Origin of the sequence: Klebsiella sp. LTGPAF-6F, from assembly GCF_001753185.1 — a bacterium.
Lineage (GTDB): Bacteria > Pseudomonadota > Gammaproteobacteria > Enterobacterales > Enterobacteriaceae > Klebsiella > Klebsiella michiganensis.
The window spans coordinates 3065687-3084804 of record NZ_CP017450.1 but is presented as its reverse complement, the minus strand read 5'-3'; the positions used below and the strand labels follow the sequence as shown (position 1 = coordinate 3084804).

Annotated in this window: 16 protein-coding genes; 5 read left to right on the top strand and 11 right to left on the bottom strand. The window is 57.5% G+C overall.

Annotated elements, in window-relative coordinates:
* Positions 1 to 37 precede the first annotated feature (37 nt).
* Positions 38 to 2221 (top strand): catalase/peroxidase HPI, encoded by a 2184-nt coding sequence (katG, locus tag BJF97_RS14440; protein WP_032695023.1) that lies wholly within the window; start codon positions 38 to 40, stop codon positions 2219 to 2221.
* Positions 2222 to 2271: 50 nt separating this feature from the next.
* Here the strand turns inward: katG and mgtU are convergent, their stop codons facing one another.
* The 5 genes from mgtU to BJF97_RS14425 form a co-directional block, all read right to left on the bottom strand.
* Complete coding sequence (mgtU, locus tag BJF97_RS35420; protein WP_251009858.1) at positions 2272 to 2358, bottom strand: magnesium transporter protection protein MgtU; 87 nt, start codon at positions 2356 to 2358, stop codon at positions 2272 to 2274.
* 13 nt (positions 2359 to 2371) lie between these two features.
* Positions 2372 to 2464, bottom strand: coding sequence for a protein MgtR (gene mgtR / locus BJF97_RS34170; RefSeq protein ID WP_014229313.1), 93 nt, complete (start codon positions 2462 to 2464; stop codon positions 2372 to 2374).
* 18 nt (positions 2465 to 2482) lie between these two features.
* Positions 2483 to 5215, bottom strand: a complete 2733-nt coding sequence (gene mgtA / locus BJF97_RS14435; protein WP_032695024.1) for a magnesium-translocating P-type ATPase — start codon at positions 5213 to 5215, stop codon at positions 2483 to 2485.
* A gap of 155 nt (positions 5216 to 5370) precedes the next feature.
* Entirely contained in the window at positions 5371 to 6066 is a 696-nt protein-coding gene (locus BJF97_RS14430; RefSeq protein WP_025108277.1) for an MgtC family protein, read from the bottom strand.
* A 412-nt stretch (positions 6067 to 6478) separates the two neighbouring features.
* Complete coding sequence (locus tag BJF97_RS14425) at positions 6479 to 7000, bottom strand: anti-virulence regulator CigR family protein (protein WP_032695025.1); 522 nt, start codon at positions 6998 to 7000, stop codon at positions 6479 to 6481.
* A gap of 288 nt (positions 7001 to 7288) precedes the next feature.
* Between BJF97_RS14425 and BJF97_RS14420 the strand changes: the two genes are divergently transcribed.
* Positions 7289 to 8698, top strand: coding sequence for an MFS transporter (locus tag BJF97_RS14420; RefSeq protein WP_009652270.1), 1410 nt, complete (start codon positions 7289 to 7291; stop codon positions 8696 to 8698).
* A 17-nt stretch (positions 8699 to 8715) separates the two neighbouring features.
* On the opposite strand, the gene BJF97_RS14415 is transcribed toward BJF97_RS14420, so the two are convergent.
* Positions 8716 to 9879 carry an MFS transporter gene (locus tag BJF97_RS14415; RefSeq protein ID WP_032695026.1) on the bottom strand — a complete coding sequence of 388 codons (1164 nt, stop codon included), beginning with the start codon at positions 9877 to 9879 and terminating at the stop codon, positions 8716 to 8718.
* A gap of 104 nt (positions 9880 to 9983) precedes the next feature.
* Here BJF97_RS14415 and BJF97_RS14410 point away from each other — a divergent pair, with 104 nt between their 5' ends.
* The gene (locus BJF97_RS14410) at positions 9984 to 10883 is read left to right on the top strand and encodes a LysR family transcriptional regulator (RefSeq protein WP_014229306.1); all 900 of its coding nucleotides are present in this window, start codon (positions 9984 to 9986) and stop codon (positions 10881 to 10883) included.
* Here the strand turns inward: BJF97_RS14410 and BJF97_RS14405 are convergent.
* Positions 10880 to 11785 carry a LysR family transcriptional regulator gene (locus tag BJF97_RS14405; protein WP_032695027.1) on the bottom strand — a complete coding sequence of 302 codons (906 nt, stop codon included), beginning with the start codon at positions 11783 to 11785 and terminating at the stop codon, positions 10880 to 10882. The genes BJF97_RS14410 and BJF97_RS14405 overlap by 4 nt on opposite strands.
* 156 nt (positions 11786 to 11941) lie before the next feature.
* Here BJF97_RS14405 and BJF97_RS14400 point away from each other — a divergent pair, with 156 nt between their 5' ends.
* Together BJF97_RS14400 and BJF97_RS14395 are read left to right on the top strand one after the other, a co-directional pair.
* Complete coding sequence (locus BJF97_RS14400) at positions 11942 to 12742, top strand: AraC family transcriptional regulator (RefSeq protein ID WP_032695028.1); 801 nt, start codon at positions 11942 to 11944, stop codon at positions 12740 to 12742.
* Between the two features lie 85 nt (positions 12743 to 12827).
* Positions 12828 to 13445 carry a LysE family translocator gene (locus BJF97_RS14395; RefSeq protein ID WP_014229303.1) on the top strand — a complete coding sequence of 206 codons (618 nt, stop codon included), beginning with the start codon at positions 12828 to 12830 and terminating at the stop codon, positions 13443 to 13445.
* A gap of 44 nt (positions 13446 to 13489) precedes the next feature.
* Here BJF97_RS14395 and BJF97_RS14390 read toward each other — a convergent pair whose 3' ends face one another.
* The 4 genes from BJF97_RS14390 to BJF97_RS14375 form a co-directional block, all read right to left on the bottom strand.
* A complete protein-coding gene (locus BJF97_RS14390) occupies positions 13490 to 15790 on the bottom strand; it encodes an FdhF/YdeP family oxidoreductase (RefSeq protein ID WP_014838444.1) in 2301 nt (766 codons plus the stop codon).
* Positions 15791 to 15983: 193 nt separating this feature from the next.
* Positions 15984 to 16901 (bottom strand): bestrophin family protein, encoded by a 918-nt coding sequence (locus BJF97_RS14385; protein ID WP_032695029.1) that lies wholly within the window; start codon positions 16899 to 16901, stop codon positions 15984 to 15986.
* Between the two features lie 203 nt (positions 16902 to 17104).
* Positions 17105 to 18013: a cation diffusion facilitator family transporter gene (locus BJF97_RS14380; RefSeq protein ID WP_032695030.1), complete on the bottom strand. Its 909-nt coding sequence runs from the start codon at positions 18011 to 18013 to the stop codon at positions 17105 to 17107.
* Between the two features lie 199 nt (positions 18014 to 18212).
* The gene (locus BJF97_RS14375; RefSeq protein WP_032695031.1) at positions 18213 to 19082 is read right to left on the bottom strand and encodes an oxygenase MpaB family protein; all 870 of its coding nucleotides are present in this window, start codon (positions 19080 to 19082) and stop codon (positions 18213 to 18215) included.
* Positions 19083 to 19118: the final 36 nt, after the last annotated feature.

The following is a 19118-nucleotide window of genomic DNA, read 5'->3' as shown; positions in this document are numbered from 1 at the left end:
ATCGTAATGGCATTCACAAAAGCAAACGGAGCCTGATATGAGCACGTCAAACGATCCTTCGAATACCCCGTCGGCAGGGAAATGCCCTTTCCACGCCGAGACGGCGACGCCCACCCAGAGCGCGGGCGGTGGCACCGGCAACCGCGACTGGTGGCCAAATCAACTACGGGTGGATCTGCTGAATCAGCACTCCAATCGTTCAAACCCGCTGGGCGAACACTTTAACTACCGCGAAGAGTTTAAGAAGCTCGACTACTCGGCCCTGAAGGCCGATCTGCGCGCCCTGCTCACCGATTCTCAGGAGTGGTGGCCAGCGGACTGGGGTAGCTATATCGGGCTGTTTATTCGTATGGCGTGGCACGGCGCCGGTACCTATCGTACCGTTGACGGGCGCGGCGGCGCGGGCCGCGGTCAGCAGCGTTTCGCACCGCTCAACTCCTGGCCGGATAACGTCAGCCTCGACAAAGCCCGTCGCCTGCTGTGGCCGGTAAAACAAAAATACGGGCAAAAAATCTCCTGGGCCGACCTCTATATGCTGGCAGGCAACGTGGCGCTGGAAAATGCCGGTTTCCGTACGTTTGGCTTCGGTGCCGGTCGTGAAGACGTTTGGGAACCGGATCTGGACGTCGACTGGGGTAACGAAACCGAATGGCTGGCCCATCGTCATCCGGAAAGCCTGAATCAGCAGGCCATTGGCGCGACTGAAATGGGGCTGATTTACGTCAACCCTGAAGGCCCCAACGCCAGCGGCGACCCGCTCTCCGCCGCCTCCGCGATTCGCGCGACCTTCGGCAATATGGCAATGAATGATGAAGAGATCGTCGCGCTGATCGCCGGCGGTCATACGCTGGGCAAAACCCACGGTTCCGCGGTGACCAGCCACGTTGGCGCAGAGCCGGAAGCGGCGCCGATTGAAGCGCAGGGACTCGGCTGGGCGAACAGCTACGGCAGCGGCGCGGGCGCCGACGCGATCACCTCCGGTCTGGAAGTAGTCTGGACGCAAACGCCGACCCAGTGGAGCAACTACTTCTTCGAAAACCTGTACAAATATGAGTGGGTGCAAACCCGCAGCCCGGCAGGCGCGATTCAGTTCGAAGCGAAAGATGCGCCGGAGATCATCCCTGACCCGTTTAATCCGGAGAAAAAACGCAAGCCGACCATGCTGGTCACCGACCTGACGCTGCGCTTCGACCCGGAGTTCGACAAGATTTCCCGCCGCTTCCTTAACGACCCGCAGGCCTTTAACGAAGCCTTTGCCCGCGCGTGGTTTAAACTTATCCACCGCGATATGGGGCCGAAGTCCCGCTACATGGGCCCGGAAGTGCCGAAAGAAGATCTGATCTGGCAAGATCCGCTACCGGCGGCGGTCCACACCCCAACCGCAGAGGATATCGCGACGCTGAAAACCGCCATTGCCGACGCCGGCCTCTCGGTCAGCGAGCTGGTTTCCGTTGCCTGGGCATCGGCCTCCACCTTCCGCGGCGGCGATAAACGCGGCGGCGCCAACGGCGCGCGTCTGGCGCTGGAACCGCAGAAATCCTGGCCGGTAAACGCCATCGCGTCCCGCGTGCTGCCGACCCTGCAGGGGATTCAGCAGGCATCCGGTAAAGCGTCGCTGGCCGATATTATCGTTCTGGCCGGCGTGGTGGGCATTGAGCAGGCTGCCGCGGCGGCGGGCGTTCAGGTTAGCGTTCCCTTCGCCCCTGGCCGCGTCGATGCGCGTCAGGATCAGACCGATGTGGAAGCGATGGATCTGCTGCAGCCGCTGGCCGATGGTTTCCGCAACTATCGTCGCGTTGGCGGCGGCATCTCCACCGAAACGCTGCTGATTGATAAAGCGCAGCAGTTAACGCTGACGGCACCGGAAATGACGGTACTGGTGGGCGGTCTGCGCGTGCTGGGCGCGAACTTCGACGGCAGCCGACACGGGGTGTTTACCGACCGCGTGGGGGTGTTGAGCAATGATTTCTTCGCTAACCTGCTCGATATGGGGACCGTCTGGAAAGCCGCTGACGAGCACGCTGAGCTGTTTATCGGCCGCGACCGTAAGAGCGGCGAAGAGAAATATACCGCGACCCGCGTTGACCTGGTGTTTGGCTCCAACTCCGTCCTGCGCGCCCTGGCTGAAGTGTATGCCTGCAGCGATGCGCGGCAGAAGTTCGTGAATGACTTCGTTGCCGCATGGACCAAGGTGATGAACCTCGACCGCTTCGATCTGTAATCCTTTCCCCAGCAGAAATGCTAAACCCGGGCCAATGGCCCGGGCTCCTCTTATCTAATCCAGATTGTCAGCAGAATAATGATGGCCGCAATAATCGCCACCTGAATAAAGACTTTATCCAGCGATCCTCTGCGCATCGCGCCCCCTTTTTCAGAACAGGATTTGCCAGATAGCCAGCAACAGCACCAGCAGACCCACCAGGAAAAATATCAGCGCGATGAGGGTGTCCGGAGAACGATTCATCTCTGCGCCTCCTTATCATCAGAACCACTGACCAAAGCGTTTGATATAGAAACGCTTCATGCCCTGCGCGACCAGGCAGTAGCTGAGCAGCGTCGCGATCAGCCACGGGAAGTAGCTCAGCGGCAGCGGCTCCAGCCCGACCATCGCCCCCAGCGGCGAGAACGGAATGTAGATGCCCATCGCCATAATGACCGCGGTGGTGAGCAGCACCGGCAACGTCGCCCGACTCTGGATAAACGGAATTTTCTGCGTTCTCAGCATATGCACCACCAGCGTTTGCGACAGCAGCCCTTCAATAAACCACCCGGACTGGAACAGCGCCTGGGCTTCGACGTGATTCGCCGCAAACACGTACCACATCAGCGCGAAGGTGGTGATATCAAAAATGGACGACGTCGGGCCAATCCACAGCATAAACCGGCCGATATTTTTCGCATCCCACTTGCGCGGCTTACGCAAGAATTCCTTATCCATCTTGTCCCACGGCAGCGAGAGCTGAGAGAGATCGTACATCAGGTTCTGGATCAGCAGATGAATCGCCAGCATCGGCAGAAACGGAATAAACGCGCTGGCCACCAGTACCGAGAAGACGTTGCCGAAGTTAGAGCTGGCGGTCATATTCAGGTACTTAATGATATTGCCAAAGGTCTCACGCCCTTTGATCACCCCTTCTTCCAGCACCATCAAATCCTTTTCCAGCAGGATGATATCGGATGCCTCTTTGGCGATATCCGCCGCGCTGTCGACCGAAATTCCGACGTCCGCATCGCGCAGCGCCGGCGCATCGTTGATGCCATCGCCGAGGAAGCCGACGGTGTGGCCGTTTTTCTGCAGCGTTTTCAGGATGCGCGACTTCTGCAGCGGCGTCAGTTTGGCGAATACCGAACGCGTTTCCACTTCGCGCTGCAGTTCGTTATCCGTCATCGCTTCAATCTGTGCGCCGGTCAGGATACCGTGGGCATCAATCCCCACTTCCAGGCAAATACGCGCCGTGACCACCGGGTTATCGCCGGTCAACACTTTGACCGCCACGCCGTTATCGCGCAGCGCGGTAATCGCTTTTCCCGCGCTCTCCTTCGGCGGATCGAGGAAGGTCAGCATCCCTTCGACCGTCAGCCCCTGCTCATCCGCGGCGCACAGCGGGGTTGTCAGGGCGGAGTCATCCAGCTTGCGGGTCGCGACCAGCAGCACGCGGAAACCCTGGGCGTTGTAATCCTGCGTTTTGGCTAACAGCAGATCGCGGCGGGTTTCATCCAGCGCAACCACGCGGTCGCCTTCGCGCAGATGCGTGGCCACCATCAGCATCTCTTCGACCGCGCCTTTGCAGATCAGGCTTTTTTCGCCGTGGCGGACATCTTCCACCGACACCGAGACCCGACGGCGGACAAAATCAAACGGCAGTTCATCAAGCTTTACGAAGCGCTCTTTGGTCGCTGGCGCAATCCGCCCCTCGCCAAAGCGCAGCACCGCCCGGTCCATCAGGTTGCGCGCCCCGCTCTGGCTGCTGCTGTTGAGCCACGCCATCGTCAGCACCCGGTCGCTCTCGCTGCCGCTGACGTCAAGATGATGCTCAAGAATGATATTGTCCTGCGTCAGCGTGCCGGTTTTATCGGTGCACAGCACGTCCATGGCGCCAAAGTTCTGAATGGCGTTCAGCCGCTTGACGATCACTTTGCGCCGCGACATGGCGATAGCGCCTTTCGCCAGGTTTGAGCTGACGATCATCGGCAGCATTTCCGGCGTCAGGCCCACCGCGACCGCCAGGGCAAACAGCGATGCCTCAACCCAGTCTCCTTTGCTGAAGCCGTTAATCAGCAGCACAATCGGCACCATCACCAGCATAAAACGGATCAGCAGCCAGCTGACGCTGTTTACCCCACGGTCGAACGCCGTCTGGGTGCGCGTACCGACAATGGACTTCGCCAGCGAACCAAACCAGGTGCGGTTTCCGGTGGCCACCACCACCGCCTGCGCCCTGCCGCTGGTCACGTTGGTGCCCATCAGACAGATATTGCCCATCTCCAGCAGGCTTTTATCTTTGTTCGGTTCGGGAAGCCTGTCGCACCCTTTGCCGGACACGCTGGCCAGAACATCATACTTTTCCACCGGTAGCGATTCGCCGCTAAGTATCGACTGGCTAACGAACAGATCCCGGGACTCCAGCAGGCGGACATCCGCCGGAACCAGATCCCCCGCCGCCAGGAAGATGATGTCACCGGGCACCAGTTCCTCAATGGCAATCTCCTCCTGCGCCGGCCCCATGTTACCAGGACCGCGACGCAGCACCGTCGCCGTGGTGCGAACCATGGATTTCAGCGCCTGCGCCGCTTTGTTGGTGCGAAACTCCTGCCAGAAACGCAATAACCCGCTCAGGCTGACCATCGTGACGATAATAATAATCCCGGTCAGATCGGTCTCTTCGCCGTTACGCAGCGGTAGCCAGTAATCGGTCACGAAGCTGACGGCGGCCAGCGCCATCAGGACATAGATAAACGGGTTATTGAATGCCTGCAAAAGCTGGATTAGCGCCGGCGGCGCCTGCTCGTGCGCGACTTCATTGCGGCCATATTCATTCAGCCGTTCAAGGGCATCTTCGGTGGTGAGCCCCTGACGGCTGCTGTTGAGCCGCGCCAGCGTATGATCCGGGCTGTTAAATGCCTCGGTTTCAATGGCGAAGCTTTTTTTATGCTGCTTATCATTTTCTGACGCAGACCGGTTTATTTTCCGGTTTTCTATTTTCATGTCAGTCATGATTATTCCTCAAATTTAAGACGTCGTTATCCCTGCATAATTGACTTATGCATAATTCATTTTTACGTTATTAAACGCTTATTACTTTAATTGCCTGGGAATATCCATCATTCCCTCCTTAGACAAATCATTGCCAGAGTAGAATATCAGGGAGGCTAACTCCCCTCGACGCACCAGCGCACTGACGTAATGTTTTCGTCACCGCCAATTCTTGACATAATAAGATCTCGCGCTTTGCGGGAGTCGGTATTACCAACCAGTTCGATGCGGATTTCTTTATGTCCTTGTTCTTTTGCTGCTATCGACACCAGCCCCTGCAAGCTGAGCGTCATCTCTTTACTGATATTAAGCAATAGCTGACGAATCGCGTTTTCATGTTCGCTATGACAGATAATATTCAGGACGTAGCATTTTTCTTCTTCTGTCGCGCCGGGGATCTGATTAATTCTCTGCGCCGCTTCGCGCAGTAGAATATTGGCGCACAGGATGATCAGCGTTGCCGCCGCCGCTTGCCAGAACTGGCCTAAGCCACACAGGACGCCAATCGCCGCAGAGCACCACAGGGTTGCCGCGGTATTCAGGCCGCGCACGTTCATGCCTTCCCGCATGATGACCCCGGCGCCGAGAAAACCAATTCCGGAAACCACCTGCGCGGCAATACGTCCCGGACTATCCGGCGATGTGGAGATCGAGCTCAGAATAAAAACCGCCGCGCCGGTGGCGACCAGCGCATTGGTGCGCAGGCCAGCCATCCGCTGACGCCACTGTCTTTCGGCGCCAATCAGCGCGCCCAACAGCATCGCGGCGAGTAAATTTGCGATATAAGGAAACATCAACATAGCTTCCTCCATTTTTGCTGGAAGAATTAACTACGTGCTTTATTAAGCACACGACAAATTGTCGCCAGAGAGGCGATTAACGTCGCGTTGACGGTGGAGGGAATAATGTATTTTTAAACATGAACATGACGATTATCCTCGCAGCCATGCTGCGTTATTTTTTATGGGATGCAATCGTCTGGATGAGGAGATTGCTGCCCGCCGGTTGGCAAGCAGCGCAGAAAAAATAGCGTCAGCTTGCCTTGATGTTTAAGTAAGGGTGACTGTCCAACATATTTCTCCTGTGTGAATTTGTGCTCATTATAGTCATTCAATTATTTGAGTAAAGTTAAAATCTCGCTTTAGTGACGATTTGTTTAGAATGACCTTAATGCGCTAAGCCTGCCCGTCAGGATTAACCCCGGCGCGAACCGGGGTTAATTCACTAGTCAAAGACGCCATTAATTATCGACGTCACGATCGCCGTACTCAGCGCGATCAGCACTAAATCCTGGCCCACCACGCGCCATTCATAGCCAGGATAGTAAGGCAGTTCGTTGAGCATCGATGCCGGAACCGCTTTTTTCGCAATTCCCGGAGGTAAGGGTTTACCGCGAGCCAGATTTTTGGCGATTCCCGGCGGCAGCGACTGATAGCCGGTTAAACCGTAGTTTACCGCCAGCGATCGCGCTCTGGAGAAGCTGATATCGGCAGAGACATTATCGGGTTTGCCGTAGTTTTTTCTCTGCCCCGGGTTTCCTTCTTTATGACCCTGGTTGCCCTTATCAACGTTGTTTTTACCGCTATTGCCCTTGTTACCGTTGTTACCGTTATTGCCATGGTTACCGCTATTACCATGATTACCGCCGCCGTTGCCATTACCCGGGTTGGCGAAAACCGGCGTGGCCATCATTGACAGCGAAAGCGCCGCCGCCAGCGCTGCTTGTAAAATTTTCTTGCTAGACATGATTATTTTCCTGAGTGGGAGTACTCGCTTTGAATGTAGGTGAATAACCTGAGCGCAACAATCTCTCGTTATCTTAAATTTATTTCAGGTCAAACTTTGCGGCCCGATGGTGAATTCCTTCACTCCGCGGCCGGGCCACAGGCGAAAACCAGCATACAACGCCAGCCAAACCACATTGGCATTATTTTATTCTGCAAATCTCTCTCCCCCGATGCGATTAAAAATTTAAAACCATTAACAATCAAATAACATTAGCAGGCAAACATTTTATCTGAGGAAAATAATAATATGTCTACCACCCAGGTTCTGGGCGACGCCGCGTTCGCCTCCCCAGGACATCCCCACTCCAGCCTGACCGCTCGCATCGATGCGCTGCCCGCCTCCGTTGGCCTGTGGTCTTTTATCACCCTCCTGGCGCTGGGCGGCTTCTTCGAGCTGTACGATCTTTTTCAGACCGGCTATATCAGCACCGGGCTGCTGGCAGAGGATATTTTCCATACCGGCGAGCAAGGTATCTTCGGTATCTCCGACCAGGCCGCCTTCGCGTCGTCCACCTTTATGGGGCTGTTTATTGGCGCCAGCCTGCTTGCGCCGCTGGCGGATAAACTGGGCCGCCGCCTGACGTTTATGTTTGCCCTCGCCTGGTACGGCGTATTTTCGCTGATGATGGCCCTGCAAAGCAGCGCTGAAGGGGTTATCTTCTGCCGCTTTCTGGTCGGCGTCGGTCTCGGCATTGAGCTGGTGACCATCGACACCTATTTAAGCGAATGGGTGCCGACGCATCTGCGCAATAAAGCCTTCGCTTTCGCCTTCTTTATTCAGTTTTTATCGGTCCCCGCCGTGGCGCTGATGTCGTGGCTGCTGGTGCCGATTACCCTTTTCGGCCTGACCGGCTGGCGCTGGGTGATTATCTTCGGCGCGCTCTGTTCGCTGATTATCTGGGTTATCCGCAAGAAGCTGCCGGAGTCGGCGCGCTGGCTGGATGAAAAAGGCCGCCACGAGGAAGCCCATAAGGTGATGTGCGAAATGGAACAGCGCTGCGGCGTTTCTCCCTCGCCGCGCCACCAGGTTGAGACGCAGGATAACCCGCGCAGGCTGGGAAGCTTTAAAGCGATCTGGGCGCCGCAGTACCGCAAACGTACGATCATGCTGATGGTAATGAACTTCTTCCAGGCCATCGGCTTCTTTGGCTTCGGCAACTGGCTACCGGCCCTGCTTTCCGGCCAGGGGGCGAGCATCACCCACAGCCTGCTGTACGCGTTCTTTATTACCCTCGCCTATCCGATTGGCTGTCTGTTCTGCACCCGCTTCGTTCATCGTTTTGAAAACAAATGGCAAATTGTGCTTTCCGCGCTGATGACGGTGGTGTTTGGCACCCTGTTTGCCCTGCAGAACAGCCCGGTGCTGCTGGTGATCTGCGGGTTTATGATCACCTGGTCAAACGCCTGGCTGACCATTAGCTATCACGCCTACCAGGCCGAAGTTTTCCCGACCCATATTCGCGCGCGGGCGGTCGGCTTCTGCTACTCCTTCAGCCGGCTGTCGACGGCGATCACCAGCATTTTGATCGGCATTATTTTGCAATACGCCGGTACCCCAGGCGTGATTAGCTTTATCGTCGCCAGTATGCTGATGGTGATGCTGTCGGTGGGCATCTTTGGTCCGAAAACCCGCGGGATCAGCCTGGAGAATATTTGACGGTAGCCGCCGCCGGGCTAGCCGGCGGCGCGCGTGGCTAATCTTTTCTCCTGAACCCGCAGCAGCCACGGCAGCGGCAATGCGCTCAGGGCGCAGAGCAGCAATATCCCCTGCATCGCCCGCTCGCCGTTGCCGTCAACCGAGAGCACCCACGATGAAAGCAGAAAGGCCGCCGCCGTACTTAATGACATCAGGGTATTCTGTAAAAGCGTAAACCCGGACCTGGCGCTATCCGCTGGAAAACGCATTGCCACAGCCGATGAGGCCACCAGACGACAGTAGGCGGCGGCCAGAAACAGCACCATAAACAGTGCGCCGCCGCGGTTGCAGGTAAAAGCGATGCTCAGGCTCAGTATAAATAGCAGACTGGCCAGCAGGCTGATGCGGTAGCCGCTGTAATGCTGGCATAGCTTGCCGGTGAGTTTAGTTGCGCATAGTCCGGCCGCGCCTCCGCCGAAAAAGAGCCACGGCAATTCATCGCCGCTGGCCCCCATTTTCACCGTCAGTAACGGTACCAGCAGCGGAATGATTAACATCGGACTGAACTGCGCGAGCGCGTTGCCGGAGGCGTAAAACAGCACCGATGACGACCAGCGCAAACCCGCCTGACGGCTCGCCTCGATGGGTTGCTCCGGCAGCGCCAGTTTTATCAGCGGTAACGCGATTAAGCAGAGTCCGCCGATCGTCGCGGGGGCTATCTGCCAGCCGATTTTTGCACTGAGAAATAGCATCGTCGGCATACCGACAATACTGACCAGCGAGAATGCGGCAATCGTGGAGGCCAATGCCCGCGGGCGCAGGTGCGGCGGCATAATGTTGATTAACAGACTGCTGCCCACGCCCATTGTGGTCCCGCCAACCAGACCGGCAAGAAAACGCCAGAACAACAATCCGTCAAACCGGGTGGTGGTCAGCGTCATCATCGTTAATCCCCCCAACAGGGCCATATTGCAGAGCAAAAAGCGCCGCGGTTTAACGTTACCGACCCATCGCCAGACGCTTACCCCAGCAATGACGGAAGCCAGCGTATAAACGCCGGTGACGTAACCCGCCTGGCTTACCGGCACCTGAAACGTCGGCGCCATCCAGGTAAATAAGGGATTAAAAATCATATATTCGAGGGCGTTGATGAATTGAACAAAGGCCATGATCAACGTTATTCGTACCAGATATCCGGGCATGTAAGACTCCTGACTATGTAATGCGGAGAGTCTAGCGTCTGGCAAAACCGGGCATAAGACGGTAAAAATGACGTTGTTAATTATCAAAATCGGGATAATCGAGAGTGAAAAAATTGGATCTCAACGCCCTGCGGGTGTTCGTCACCGTGGCGGAAAATGGCTCCTTTCGCGCCGGAGCAAAAGCGCTGCAGATGCCCTCATCGAACGTGAGCCGACAGATTTCGCAGCTTGAGGAGAGCCTTCAGCTGCGCCTGATACAGCGCAGTACCCGGCACATGAAGCTGACCCCTGCCGGTCAGACGCTGCTCGCCAGTATGCGACCGGTGCTGGAGCAACTTGCCGCTACGGAAGCTGAACTGACGCAGCAGCAGGCCGAACCCGAAGGGCCGCTACGCTTGTGTCTTCCGAACGAAATTGGCCCCTCGCTGTTTGCGCCGCTGATGGCGCAATTTGCCATGCGCTATCCAAAAATAATCGTCAGCTGTACCACGAATCTGGCGGGAACGGAGGTGTTAAAAGAGGATGTGGATATTGCGGTGATTATCACCCGCGGCAAAATGGAAGACGCCAGCGTCATTGCGCGCCCGCTCTTTTCGTTTCCCTGCTGCGTGGTCGCTTCTCCGCAGCTGATTGCCAGAACGGGTATGCCGACACACAGCGAGCAATTAACCGCGCAGCCCTGCATTACCACCGTCAGCGCCCTCGCGGGGCAAGCCTGGCAATTTGCCGCGGCGGACGGTAGCTTTAAAAAGGTTAACGTCAACGGGCACTATCGCGTCAACAGCGGCGAAATGGCGCTGCATGCCGCGCTTGCCGGCGTTGGCTTCGCTATTCTGGGGGAGAAACCCTGCCGCCCGTTTATCGATCGCGGTGAACTCCAGGAAGTCACGCTGGAGCTGCCGCCGGCGCCGTTACAGCTCTCCGCCCTCTATCGGGAGCGCCACTTTATGCCCGCCAGAACGCGCGTCTGGCTTGAATTTATCCAGTCGCAGATGGCCAGCTAAGCGCCGTCAGCCGACTGGCGTTCGCTAAAAATCACCTGCGCATCGGCGAAGCATTTTTCCGCCAGCGACGACACTGGCTCTTTGTTGCGCATGATCAGCGCCAGCATCGAGTCGACCTCCGTCTCGGGGATCGGCCTGATTTCCAGATTATCGCTTAGCGCTTCGAGGCCGTTGTTCAGCGGCATAATCGCGCAGCAGATCCCGGCCTGCACCGCCTGGATGATCTGAAACGTGGAGTCGCTTTCAAAAACGTATTTTGGCGCCAGCCCCTTGGCCTTAAAGCTCATCTCAATCGATTCACGGTAGTACATGCCCTTGGTCAGAAAGCCCAGCGGCAGCGCGGCCAGGGTATCCCACTCAGGCGTCGCGTCGGCAAACTGATAATGACGCCTATCGTGCAGCAGCCCCATGCGGGTATTCGGCAGCCAGACCACGTTGAACAGTTGGCTATCGACGTGGTGCAGATAGCAGATCCCCAGATCCAGCTGGTTGCGGCTAACGCCGTCGATAATCTGTTCCGAGGTCATGGACAGCAGACTGAACTGCAGCTCCGGGTATGTATCCGCCAGCGGCTTGATCAGCTGCATCGGATTCAGGCTGGCTAAAGGCACCATCCCGACTCTTAGCTGGCCGACCATCTGCCCGCGACAGATAGCCGCCTCCGCCTCCAGCCCGTCGTGCGCCGCCAGCAGCGCTCGCGCCCAGGCCAGAATACGCTCGCCCTCTGGGGTAAACCCTTCAAACCTCTGCCCGCGCTGAATCAGCGTCAGATTAAGTTCTTCTTCAAGATTGCGGATACGCATCGATAGCGTGGGCTGGGTGATATGGCAGGCCGCCGCGGCCTGGCCGAAATGTCGTGTTCTGTCGAGCGCAATCAGGTACTTAAGCTGTTTAATATCCATTATCATCCACTGTTTGCGCAATCTGCTGGCAGCGCAGCAGGCAAAATGTTAGCTAAATGTTATGTTCTGCGTTGATGAAATTCAAGCGCCGGTGGACCGTTGCTCGTCCCGCGTGCCTGAGGCTACACTCATGCTATGCCCCGGCAGGAGAAACCGTTGAAAACTCGCCTTCATCACGTTCAGCAGCACCGGCTCGCCATGCCGGGACTGGAAGCCATGTCGTTAGTCACGGAACAGAGTTTTCCGCGCCATGCCCACGACCAGTTCGGCATCGGGATTTTCACTCAGGGCGCGCAGCGTTCGTGGAGCCATCTGGGCAAAATTGAGGCCGCCGCCGGAAATATCATTATGGTTAATCCGGGGGAGATGCACGACGGTATCCCGCTGAATGGCCCGCGCAGCTGGCAGATGATCTATCTCGATCCCGAGCGGGTTGCCGCTGAATTTCAGGGGGCGATAAAAGCCGAAGATATTCTCCTGCGCCCGGTGGTCGAGGACCCGCAGCTGCGCGGACTGATGCTGCGGCTGTTTAGCGAGATTGTCGCCAGCGCCCCCGAGGATACCGCCGTGGAAGAGGCGCTACTGCTCTGCCTGATGCGGGTGAGCCGATACCATCTCTGCGCACGGCGGCCTGATAAAAGCGGTACCCCCTCCATCGCGCTGGCCAGGCAATATCTCGATGATGCCCCCGAAGAGAAAATCTCTCTCGAGGTGCTTGCTACCCTCTGCGGCCTCAGCCGCTTTCAGCTGATCCGCGGCTTCGCTCGCGAAACCGGCATCACGCCGCACGCTTATCTGGTACAGGCCCGCCTGCGCCTGGCGCGCCGCCTGCTCGCCGAAGGTCACTCCCCCGCCGATACCGCCTTCATGGCCGGCTTTGCCGATCAAAGCCATCTGACCCGCGCGTTTCAAAGGCAGTTCGCCATGACCCCAGGCAGCTATCAGGCGAGCCGCTAGCCGACGTTGTGCAATTTTGTTCAATACCGGCGCGCGGCTTTGCGAAATACTCAGGGCCTCGATTCTCTGCAACAGGAATGACATCATGGCGTTCATCACCCCTGAGTTTCTTTTGACTTCGCTGATTGTGGTCATCGCCCCCGGCACCGGGACGCTTTACACCATTGCCACCGGCCTGGCGGCGGGCAGAGGCATGAGTTTTGCCGCGGCCTTCGGCTGCACGCTGGGCATTATTCCGCATATGCTGGCGGCGATAACCGGGCTGGCGGCCATCCTCCACAGCACCCCCGGCGCCTTCGAGCTGGTGAAGTACGCCGGCGTCGCCTGGCTGCTGTACCTCGCATGGGCCACCCTGACCCAGCGCGGCAGCCTGAACGTGGAGGGCGTCGAACAACGCAACCCGCGCCAGGTCATCAGCCACGCGATTCTGATTAATTTGCTTAACCCCAAGCTGCCGCTCTTCTTTCTCGCCTTTCTGCCGCAGTTTATCCAGCGCGGCTCGGCTTCGCCGATCGGGGAAATGCTGATCCTGAGCGCCGTTTTTATGCTGATGACGCTGCTGGTTTTTATGCTCTATGGCGCCTTTTCGGCGGCGATGCGCGGATACGTGCTGTCGCGTCCGCGGGTGTTACAGGGGCTGAGAGCCTGCTTTGCCGCCGGTTTTGTCGGGCTGGGGATTAAGCTGATTCTGGCGCAGAGGTAGCGATTTTGCCCACGACGCGACGATCGCCGCGGGCAAACGGCGCTTTAGCGAAGCCCCGCCAGCGCGCGGATCTCTTTCGAGCGCAGCGTTAAACGGACGGGCGCCGATTTATACGACGGCGTGCCGCTCTCTTTATCGAGATAATCCAGAGGGACCAGCACGTTGGCTTCGGGGTAATAGGCGGCAACGGTGCCCGGCGCGATGCTGTACGCGACCAGGGTGATATCTTCCAGCCGCTGATGGTGGCCCGGCAGCGCGGAGCTGATATCCACCCGATCGCCGTGTTCGAATCCCTGCTCAGCCATATCCTGCTCGTTCATAAACAACACGTCGCGACGGCCAAACACGCCGCGGTAGCGGTCGTCCATGGCGTAAATGGTGGTGTTGTACTGATCGTGGCTGCGCAGCGTCACCAGGCGCATCACGTCATGCCCTGCTACCTGCTGGTTTTCGTGCACCCCGTGAAAAACGGAAAACATCGCTTTGCCGGTCGGCGTCGGCCAGATACGCTCCGTCGGCGGCAGCGGCATGCGAAAACCGCCGGGATGGCGAATACGCTGGTTGTACTGGTCAAAGCCGGGAATGGTCTGCTCGATCAGATCGCGAATGCGATCGTAGTCGGCGACCAGCGACAGCCAGTCAACGCTGCTTTCCGGCAGCGTCGCCATGGCCATCGCCGCGACAATCGCCGGCTCCGATCGCAGCTCTGGCGAACCGGGTTTCAGCTTGCCCGACGACGCGTGCACCATCGACATCGAATCTTCCACGGTGATCGACTGGCGTCCCGTCTCCTGAATATCGAGTTCGGTTCGGCCAAGGCACGGCAGGATAAAGGTCTCATTGGCCACCAGAAGATGCGAGCGATTCAGCTTGGTGCCAATATGCACGCTCAGATCCAGCCCCCGCATCGCCGGAAAAGCCCGTTCGCTATCCGGCATAGCCACCGCGAAGTTCCCGCCAAGGCAGAGCAGCGCTTTCGATTCGCCGTCGATCATCGCCTGTAGCGCTTTTACCGCATCGTGACCATGCTCCTGCGGCGGCGTAAAACCAAACACCCGCTGCAGGTTGGCGAGAAACTGGGGGCTCGGCTTTTCCGTGATGCCGACGGTACGGTTGCCCTGTACGTTGGAGTGTCCGCGCAGCGGGCAGATCCCGGCCCCCGGCTTGCCGATATTCCCGCGCATCAGCAGCAGGTCGGCTATCAGGCGTACATTAGAGGTGCCCTTATTGTGCTGGGTGATGCCCATGCCGTAGGTGATAATCGTGGCGTTAGATTTAGCGTAAGCCGCCGCCACCCGTTCAAGATCGCCGCGCGTCAGGCCGGACTCCCGTTCAATATCCGGCCACGGCGTCGCGTCCACATCCTGCGCAAACTCGGTAAAGCCCAGCGTATGCTCATCGATAAACGCCCGATCCAGCACATCGCCCTGCTCTGCTTCCAGCCGGAGCAGCGCCTTCGCGATACCCTTAAGCGCCGCCGCGTCGCCGCCCGCTTTGACCTGGAAATAGGTCGACGCGATGTTGGTTGAGCCGTAGGTCGCCATCTCAATGACGTTCTGCGGATCGGCGAAACGCTCCAGCGCCCGCTCTTTTAGCGGGTTGAAGACGATAATCGGCACCCCCCGGCGCGCCAGTTCGTGCAGCGTACCCATCATGCGCGGATGGTTGGTTCCGGGATTGTGGCCGATAGAGATAACCAGCTCGGTCTTATCAAAGTCATCGAGGGAGACCGTCCCTTTACCGATGCCGATGGACTGCGGCAGGCCGACGCTGGTCGACTCGTGGCACATATTGGAGCAGTCCGGAAAGTTGTTGGTGCCATATTCGCGGGCAAACAGCTGGAACAGGAAGGCCACTTCGTTAGAGGCGCGCCCGGAGGTATAAAACTCGACTTCATTGGGCTGCAGCGTACGAAGAATGGCGCCGATGCGGGTAAACGCCGCGTCCCATGAGACCGGACGCAGGGTATCGCTGGCCTTATCGTAGGCCAGGGGCTGGGTTAAGCGCCCGTAGCCTTCGAGCTCAAAATCGCTGCGCGCCAGCAGCGACGTCACGGTGTTAGCCGCGAGAAACTCAGCCGTGACCCGTTTACTGGTGGCTTCCCAGGTCACCGCTTTGGCGCCGTTTTCGCAGAACTGAAACGTCGATTTATGCTCTTTGTCGGGCCAGGCGCAGCCGGGACAATCAAAGCCATCCGGCTGATTGGTCCGCAGCAGCGTGGCGGGGGCATCGAGCGCATCCATTTGCGTACGAACGGCGATAGCGGTGGCTTTTAAGGCACCCCAGCCGCCCGCCGGACCATCATAGGGATGGACGCCGGGAACGACGCGTCTTCTGTTACTCATGTTCACTCCTGATGCGCTTTCGGCGGCGTATGGCAGGTGAAACGCCGCACGATCTCTTATCACCCGTTACCAGCCAGGGTAACGGGCGTTTTTTGTTAACGAAAGCATAACAATCAGGGCGGTGACTGTATAATCAATGTTATCTATCACGCGTTAGATTTAACTTATTTAACGAATAATAAACATACAAAAATCAGGTCAGATTGTAGTGGCGGTCCGGCGCCAGTATCTCCGGTAAGGGATGCTGGCCGGTCATATCCAGCAGGTTGCGCTCAATGGTGTTACACATCGCGTTCAGCGGCAAATCGTTGGCTGCGGTACCGAACGGGTCCTCCAGCTCTTCCGCCAGCGAATCCCACGACAGAAAGGTGTAGGAGATAAACACCGACACGAACGGCGTCATATAGTGAAGATCGCCGACCAGCGCAAACGGCAGCAGCGTACAGAACAGATACACGGTGCGCTGCAAAATGAGCGTGTAGGCAAAGGGCACCGGGGTGCTGGCGAGGCGCTCACAGCCGCCCAGGGCGTGCCCCAGCTCATCAAGCTTATTGTCCATCAGGCTGAAGGTGACATCGCCGATCTTCCCTTCTGCGCGCAGGCGCCCAAGCTCATCGCCTGCCAGCAGCAGAATGCGGTTGGTTGGCATCGAACTGGCGAGAATTTCCGCCACGCTTTGCGCCGGCAGCAGACGCGCTAAATCGGCGCTCGGATCCGTCTTGCGCAGCTGATGCTTCAGGCTCCAGCTAAACGCCACCAGGAAGCTCACCAGGCGTTGATGGGCTGCGCTTTCGGCCGGCAGGAGATTCTTCAGCTGGCGCACCAGCGTTCTCTGGGCAATCAGCACCGTTCCCCATAAGTTGCGCGCTTCAACAAAGCGGTTGTATCCGGCGCTATTGCGAAAGCCAAGAAAAATGGCAATGGCGATCCCCAACAGGCTAAACGGCGCGACGGTAAGATGGATACCCAGCTGCTCGTACCATTGATAGCTGATGATCGCGATAATCGACATCATCAGGTTAAGCAGCAGGCGAAAGACGATTTTTGACAGCACGGAGCCGTGCCAGTCAAACAAGCGAAGGAACCAGTGTTGTTCTGGCCGGATAATCATTGTTTTACTTCCTGAAGTTTCGAACGAATAATAGATACTTTCTATTAAGCGATTGCATTTTTATATTGTTTAAAAACACGACACGGCGTCAGCCGGCTATTTATCAGCGATGAAAGAATAGCCGCTGGATTATGGTCCTTTTTTATTTCACAGGCAATATTATCCGCAGGCTGACATAGCCCTTAAGCGTTAAGGGGAATAACCTAAGCGATAATCGCGTCGCTATCCGCGCGGCAAGGGTCAATATGAATCATCATATGCAGTACGTTTTGGCTGTTTAGCACCCGCGCGCGGGCCAACAGCGCAATATCGTGCCCTTCCGCCACCGATAACTCTCCCGGCACCTCGATATGTACATCGACCAGGATCCCATCGCCGGCGCGTCGGGTTTTCAGGTCATGCAGCGCCACGACGCCGGGCGTTGCCAGAATAGTGGTGATTATCTGCTGCTCGCTGTCGCTATCCACTGACCGATCCATCAAGTCATGGAGGGCGTCATACGAAAAGGTATAGCCCATGCGGGTGACCAGCGCGCCGACGGCCAGCGCGGCCACCGGATCGAGCCAGGCGAAGCCGGCCAGGTTACCGATGATGCCGACCGCGACCACCACCGACGACGCGGCATCCGAGCGGGCGTGCCAGGCGTTGGCAATCAACATGGACGACTGAATTTGTTTAGCCGCCCTGAGCATATAGCGGAATAACATCTCTTTGGCGGTCAGCGCGGCGAGCGCCACCCACAGAGCGGTAATATGCACGCTCGGGATAGACGCCGGATGCAGCAGTTTGCCGCAGGCGGACCACAGCATACCCGCGCCAACCAGTAACAGCAGCGCGCCAATCACCAGTGAAGCGCCGTTTTCATAGCGCCGGTGTCCGTAGTGATGATCGCTATCCGAGGGTTTGCCGCTTTTTTTATTGGCCAACAGCACGACGAAATCAGCGACTAAATCGGAAAGAGAATGAATACCATCGGCAATTAATCCCTGCGAACCGGAAAAAACGCCCGCCAGAACCTGGGCGCTGGATAAAAAAAGATTGACCACCACGCTGACCAGCGTCGTTTTACGCGCAACCTGGGCGCGCTGACCATCGTCAGTCATTTTCGCCATGATGACTTCCCCGTAAAAAAAGAAATAACGTACGCGATTTGGCTTAATTTTTTCTGAATAATTCGCCGCCGTTAAGAGAATATTTACTTATTTTTATTGCTGTCAAATATATAAATGAGAATAGTTTGTTTTTAAGAAATATAGCCATGACAATAATAGCCATGGCTATATTTTTGGCGTAAAAACGCAGCCGGAATAATTAAAACTGATTCATCCGGCGCATCGCGCAATGATACGCGCCGTTACGCACCGACGCGCGCAGTACGCGGGCGACGCCGTGTACCGCAATTCGTGCGCTATGCCGCTGCAGCGCGCTCATCGGCAAATTGAGCATCGCCTGCGCCCACGGCGGCAGGAGGTCAATCCCGGCGCGCATCATCATTCGCCCGATGGGCTGACTCAGGCGCCCCGGCAGGCGGGTCGATAGCAGGACGTCGGCAACCTCCTGCGTTCGCTCATCGCAGCGCAGCGTTGGGCGCATATCCTGCAGGTAGTCGGCAACCTGCCGCGGCGTTACCGGGATATCCCGAGCGCCAAGGCGGCGGGCAATTTCGGCGGCCTCCTGATAATACTGCTCCTGGCGGGCGGCGCTGACCACGGTCCGCTTGTAGCGCAGGTGCGAGGCCATAAAGCTGCTGCATTCGGCGACATGAACCCAGGTGAGCAGCGCCGGGTCGCTGGCCTGATAGGGCGTGCCGTCTTTATCCTTGCCGCTCACCCGCAGGTGGATCCCCTGCACTTTTGCGATCAGCCGTTCGGCGTCGGCGGTGGTACCAAAGGTGGTGGCGGAAATAAACTGGCTGGTACGGCGCAGGCGGCCAAAGATATCTTCGCGGAAGTTTGAGTGATCCCAGACGCCCGCCAGCGCCAGAGGATGCAGCATCTGTAACAGCAGCGCGCTGACGCCGCCGCAGAGCATGGAGGTAAAATCGCCATGAACCTGCCAGATGGCCGACTGCGGGCCAAATAGCCCCGGTTCGCCTTTGGGGTGTTCAAAATCGATCTCTTTTAGCGCCATGCCGGTTAAGCCCAGAACCTGAGCTTCAATCATTCCGCGTATGCTGGTCATTACCCACCTGCTCTGATCCGTGAGCGAGAAAGATAG

Coding starts and splice junctions, on each gene's coding strand:
- mgtU (WP_251009858.1), bottom strand. CDS start 2,358: ATGCGCAGAGGATCGCTGGATAAAGTCTTTATTCAGGTGGCGATTATT.
- BJF97_RS14405 (WP_032695027.1), bottom strand. CDS start 11,785: ATGGATATTAAACAGCTTAAGTACCTGATTGCGCTCGACAGAACACGA.
- BJF97_RS14420 (WP_009652270.1), top strand. CDS start 7,289: ATGTCTACCACCCAGGTTCTGGGCGACGCCGCGTTCGCCTCCCCAGGA.
- mgtA (WP_032695024.1), bottom strand. CDS start 5,215: ATGACTGACATGAAAATAGAAAACCGGAAAATAAACCGGTCTGCGTCA.
- katG (WP_032695023.1), top strand. CDS start 38: ATGAGCACGTCAAACGATCCTTCGAATACCCCGTCGGCAGGGAAATGC.
- BJF97_RS14425 (WP_032695025.1), bottom strand. CDS start 7,000: ATGTCTAGCAAGAAAATTTTACAAGCAGCGCTGGCGGCGGCGCTTTCG.
- mgtR (WP_014229313.1), bottom strand. CDS start 2,464: ATGAATCGTTCTCCGGACACCCTCATCGCGCTGATATTTTTCCTGGTG.
- BJF97_RS14395 (WP_014229303.1), top strand. CDS start 12,828: ATGGCGTTCATCACCCCTGAGTTTCTTTTGACTTCGCTGATTGTGGTC.
- BJF97_RS14415 (WP_032695026.1), bottom strand. CDS start 9,879: ATGCCCGGATATCTGGTACGAATAACGTTGATCATGGCCTTTGTTCAA.
- BJF97_RS14385 (WP_032695029.1), bottom strand. CDS start 16,901: ATGATTATCCGGCCAGAACAACACTGGTTCCTTCGCTTGTTTGACTGG.
- BJF97_RS14375 (WP_032695031.1), bottom strand. CDS start 19,082: ATGACCAGCATACGCGGAATGATTGAAGCTCAGGTTCTGGGCTTAACC.
- BJF97_RS14380 (WP_032695030.1), bottom strand. CDS start 18,013: ATGGCGAAAATGACTGACGATGGTCAGCGCGCCCAGGTTGCGCGTAAA.
- BJF97_RS14430 (WP_025108277.1), bottom strand. CDS start 6,066: ATGGAGGAAGCTATGTTGATGTTTCCTTATATCGCAAATTTACTCGCC.
- BJF97_RS14390 (WP_014838444.1), bottom strand. CDS start 15,790: ATGAGTAACAGAAGACGCGTCGTTCCCGGCGTCCATCCCTATGATGGT.